This is a genomic window from Nonomuraea sp. NPDC003754 (genome assembly GCF_053605785.1).
In genome coordinates, this window is the sequence record NZ_JBSGJX010000101.1 from 1 (window position 1) to 4,568 (window position 4,568).

At 66.1% G+C, this 4,568-nt stretch carries 5 protein-coding genes and 1 pseudogene; all 6 read right to left on the bottom strand.

What is annotated here, in order from left to right:
• Positions 1-166, bottom strand: a pseudogene (locus ACWEVS_RS45885) (IS5/IS1182 family transposase); the annotation flags it as partial.
• A 308-nt stretch (positions 167-474) separates the two neighbouring features.
• Positions 475-933: an NUDIX hydrolase gene (locus ACWEVS_RS45890; protein ID WP_452557512.1), complete on the bottom strand. Its 459-nt coding sequence runs from the start codon at positions 931-933 to the stop codon at positions 475-477.
• A gap of 21 nt (positions 934-954) precedes the next feature.
• Complete coding sequence (gene tmk, locus ACWEVS_RS45895; protein ID WP_452557514.1) at positions 955-1,566, bottom strand: dTMP kinase; 612 nt, start codon at positions 1,564-1,566, stop codon at positions 955-957.
• Positions 1,566-3,038, bottom strand: coding sequence for a B12-binding domain-containing radical SAM protein (locus tag ACWEVS_RS45900; protein ID WP_452557516.1), 1,473 nt, complete (start codon positions 3,036-3,038; stop codon positions 1,566-1,568). The genes tmk and ACWEVS_RS45900 overlap by 1 nt, the downstream gene beginning before the upstream one ends.
• Positions 2,998-3,798 (bottom strand): hypothetical protein, encoded by an 801-nt coding sequence (locus ACWEVS_RS45905; protein WP_452557518.1) that lies wholly within the window; start codon positions 3,796-3,798, stop codon positions 2,998-3,000. The genes ACWEVS_RS45900 and ACWEVS_RS45905 overlap by 41 nt, the downstream gene beginning before the upstream one ends.
• A gap of 353 nt (positions 3,799-4,151) precedes the next feature.
• Positions 4,152-4,436: a hypothetical protein gene (locus ACWEVS_RS45910; RefSeq protein ID WP_452557520.1), complete on the bottom strand. Its 285-nt coding sequence runs from the start codon at positions 4,434-4,436 to the stop codon at positions 4,152-4,154.
• Positions 4,437-4,568 lie beyond the last annotated feature (132 nt).

A 4,568-nucleotide genomic window follows, 5' to 3' on the forward strand; every position in this document is an offset into this window, starting at 1 on the left:
CGAACGTCTCCCCCTTGCGCAGGTAGACCAGTACCAGCAGGGCTTGTTGTCCCGGGTTGAGCCGTCGCCACGGCGACTTGATTGTCTTACGGCGCCGCCGGACGATCCCGGCGACGTAGTTCAGAGTCTGGGACGACAAATCGACGGCAGCACGATAGAACAGCATCCGAAGCCCCTGGTTGCGACGGTGTGGATTGTGGTGATCAACCCGTCTATCAGGGGTTTCTCTATGTGGTCAGGCGAACGCCGACCTTGCGATCACGCTGTGACCAGCGCTCCGCTGCCAGGGGATGAAAAACGTTCAGAGTAGTGACTCATCGGCGACCGTCGCATCGCAGGCCAGGAGGTCAGATCAGCCGCGCGCTCGTACACGGATGCCATCTTTGATGGCCACGGCTGGGACAACATCTTCGCCGACATTCCTGGGGACGAGAAAACGACTGCCACGCTGGGCAGCGCGGTTTCAGGGGTGACTTATCGAGCAGTGGCGAGCTCTGGCCAGCCGTGCAGGCCGATGCCGACGCCCTCGAGGTAGAGGCCGATTCCGGCCGCGGCATATGGCACGGTATTGCCGGGCAGCCTGTGCGCAGACGCCCATCGGAGCTCGGCGCACTTGGCGGGTTCGGCGTTGACCACCTCGCCGGTCCAGGAGCTTGTTGCGAAGAACATGCCCACGCGCGGCTTGCCCTCCGGCGATAGATGATGGACGACGGTGGCGGGCCGCAACGAGGCCGGGTCCAGGTGGACGCCGACCTCTTCGCGGGCCTCACGGATCGCGCAGTCGACGATCGTTTCGCCGTCTTCCAGGTGACCGGAGGGTAGGCAATACCAGCCGTCCCGATACCCCGTGCCGTCGCGCAGACACAGCAGAATGTCGCTGCCGCGTTCGAGGATAACGTGTACATCGACGGTCACCTGATACCGCTGCTTCATGGTCATGCACCTTGTTGTCGGCTACAACCCTCGGTTGCGTGACAGTAGCGCACTAGTGTGACCTGTGATGGTGCGGACGGCGGCTTGTGGCGAAAGCTCACCGGTGTCCACTCTGAAGGTGGGTAGGCCGTCAGCCGCGAGGATGTCGGCTAGGTCGTCGTACATGCGAACCTCAGGTTCACTCGAGCCGTCGTGCTCGAATCGGGAGTGGACGCCGCGCTCCCGAAGCCGAGCTTCCAGGATGTGGGGCGCAGCGGTGAGGATGATGGCCACGTCCGGCCGGCGGGCGGGCGCGTTGAGCTGACGGATGTAGTTCAAGGGGACCCCGTCGAGGACCTGCAGCACGTACGAGGACGGCACGTACCGGTCGCATAGAACCAGTTGGCCGCGCGCCAGGGCGGGCTCGATCTCCTCGACCAGGTGGTGGAAGCGGTCGGCGGCCACCAGGCAGGCCAGGGCGATCCCGCGGAAGTCGGCTGTCCGCTCGCGGGCGGTACGCCCGAGCACCCCTTGAGACGGCTCGCGGGTGAGGTGCACACTGTGGCCGGCCTCCTCGAAGGCGGCGCCGAGAATCGGTAGCAGCGTCGACTTGCCGGCGCCGCCGGGCCCGTCGACGGCGATGAACACCGACATTAGCGGCTCCCAGTGAGGTGAGTGCGGGCATGCTGTTCGCGGGCGAGTGCGGCGAGGTGCTGGTGGATCTCGCCCTCGGTGGTTTCCCCAAACTGCAGGCCGGAGGAGAAGTTGAACTCGTCGCGGTCACGCAGCGCCGCGTCGTCGCCGCCGAGGTCGACGGGTGCATAGTTGAGCAGTTGCTCGGCGGAATATCCGGCTGCCATCAGCCGCCCCCATTCCGGGGTTCCCGGGTACGGGCGGAACTGGAACACCGATGCGCGAAACGTTCCAGGGCGCCGGTCCGCAACATCCCATAACCGGTGGACCAAGTCGACGGTCTGGAGCAGCTCGCCTCGCGTCTCACCGGGGAAGCCGAGGATGAAGTAGCCCTTGACGTTGATGCGGCGGGCCAAGAGCCGATCGACGACCGACAGCACCATGTCGGGCGTGATCCGCTTGTCGATGTAGGTCAGCATGCGGGGGCTGCCCGACTCGATACCGAGAGCCACTTCCCGCAGCCCGCAGGCGACGAGCTGGTCCAGCTGGGCTTCGCTGCGCCGGTCCAGCACGTTGATACGGCCGGTGGCGTCCCACGATGCCCAGCCGCCGATGTTGGCCTGCTCGAACGCGGCCATCATCTGGTCGATGATGCGGCCGGCGCCGAGGAAAAGGTCGTCGACGAACCGGAACGCCCTCACCGCGTGGCGTTCTCGCAGTTGCTGCATCTCGGCGATGATGTTGCGCGGATCGCGGACCCGGATCGTGACGTCTGGATTGGCTGAGATAGCTGCGCCGCAGAAGCTGCAGTCGTAGGGGCATCCGCGGGCACCGACCATGTTCGCCTCGATGAGCCCATCCGCAGCGACGTACGGGTCCTGGGCGAGGAAGCCACGGTCGATGAAGGGCAACGCGTTGATGTCGGGCGCCAGATGATGGGAGGTTCCAGGACGGCCGCCGGAAACAGGATTGCCGAGAAGCCGATCGACCCACATGACCCCGGGTAGATCGGCACGGGCGCGATGGTCGGCGAGCAGCTCGACGACGCGAGTCTCGGCCTCGCCGATGATCAATGCGTCGCAGCGTGCCATGCGGGGGTCGGCGAGGATCCGGTCAGGCATGGCCTTGGCATGGTGACCGCCCGCCATGACACGGAGCCCGGGGTCAAGCGCGGCGGCGATGGTCGCGGTCAGCTCGTAAGTGGGGGCCAGGAGGTTGAAACCGACCCAGCGTGGGCTGGCTTCGTTAACGACGTCGATGGTGGTGCCGACAGGAAGACCGGCCGCTTCGGCGTCCAGGATGCCGACACTGTAGCCATGGGCTGCTGCGTAGGTGGCGATGTAGGCCATGCCGAGGACGGGCAGCGTGTAGTCGTTGACTCGGGGCCGGATCCGGTAGTCGCGAAGTGGGGCGTTGACGAGCAGCAGGTCGAGTCGCCCGTTGGTGCTTAGGTCAGGGCTGGCTCCATGGATGAGAGGGGGGTCTGTGCGCATGTTGGTCTCCCCAAGCAAGGGTGAGAGCGGTCAGAGTGGATAGATTCGGCCCTGCCAGGTCGCGCCAGAGCGCGGCGAAGTCTGGCTCACCGGTGGGCCAGTCCGTATTGGGGTCCGCCTTGGTCGCCCAGGTGCGGACGGCCAAGTCGGCGTATGGGTAGAGGGAGAAGTCGCCGGTGTGGTCGGCCACCGCCGCGCCCGCGGTCCATGGGCCGATGCGGGGCACCGTCTGCAGCGCCTTGACGAGGGCGTCCGCGGGCAGGACTGCCCATTCGTCCCGATACTGCAGGTAGGCGTTGGCGGCTGCGTGCAGGGGTCGCCGCTTAAACGCCATGCCAAGCGCCGTAAACGCCCGCTCGGGCATCGCCAAAACCTGCTCGGCCGTCGGCGGTAGGCACTGCTCTCCAGCCCGCTGTCCGACGGCGTTCAATAGCGCTCGGTACATCGTTCGGGCCTGCGTAGCCCTGATGACCTGGCGGATGATCGCTGTGGCGAGTGCGTCCCACAGATCGGCATTGCGCACTCGCTGGACAGGGCCCAGGCGGTTGAGCGCGGCGCGGAGCCCGGCGGGTATGGGCGTCTCGTTTAGCGTGGCGGGTTCGTAGAGGTCCACGATCGGGTGAGCGCCGTCGCCGCAAGCGATCATGGTGCAGGAGTCCGGTGCGGTGATGAGTATCGACGTAGTCGAGGAACGCATCGCCCGAACGGGGATGCCGTCGTCAATATGCCATGCGGGATGGTCAAGCATGATCCAGCTCACGGTGTGTTGATCTCCAGACCTGGGCGAAGGTGCGCCATGTAGCCCGACGGCGGGTCACGTCCGCGACACGGTAGCGGATGGAGGGCTGGGGCCGCGCACGCGTGCAGAACTCGGGGGATGAGCTGTCGGGTGATGGCGGTCTCCTTTCCCCGGTTCTCGATGTGGAGGCATCGATGAGGGTCCCGTCCCTGGAGATCTGCGTCGTCCCCATCGAGGAAGACACACGGGGCGCCGAGCCAGGATGACCAAGATGAGACGGCTGTTTGGATGGTGCGGCGGCTAGACGCATTCGTTGGCCCGTCCTGGGCGGGTGATCGCGGGCCGCAGGCGGGTGCGCTCGCCGCTGCGCTTGTCTATGGAGGCCGAGGATCGTCGCGGTGGATCTCAGCCCACTCGGCATCGGTCAGCCGGGGCACGCCGAGTTCATCGGCAGCCAGATCAAGGTCGGGACGTGACATCCGCCAGCTACAGATCAGCCGGGCCGTGCGCGTCTGCGGCGTCGCCATCCAACGCAATAGCCAGCGCGCGTCGACCTCTCCACGGAGGTGGGCGCGCTCGAACGCCAGCATCTCAGCGGCAACTGCGATGTGCTCCCAAAGCTTCTGGCGCCAGCGGCCAACGCGATCGCTTCGAGTCACGCACCGCACAGTAACCCTAGCTGTGGACAAGATGCCAGCGGCGAATGCTTCTCGACCAAGCCCACGGGTAGGCGGTGACGTCGCCTGGCCCTGGGGGAGCGTGTACCTGGCGATGTGAATCTCGCAGGCGAC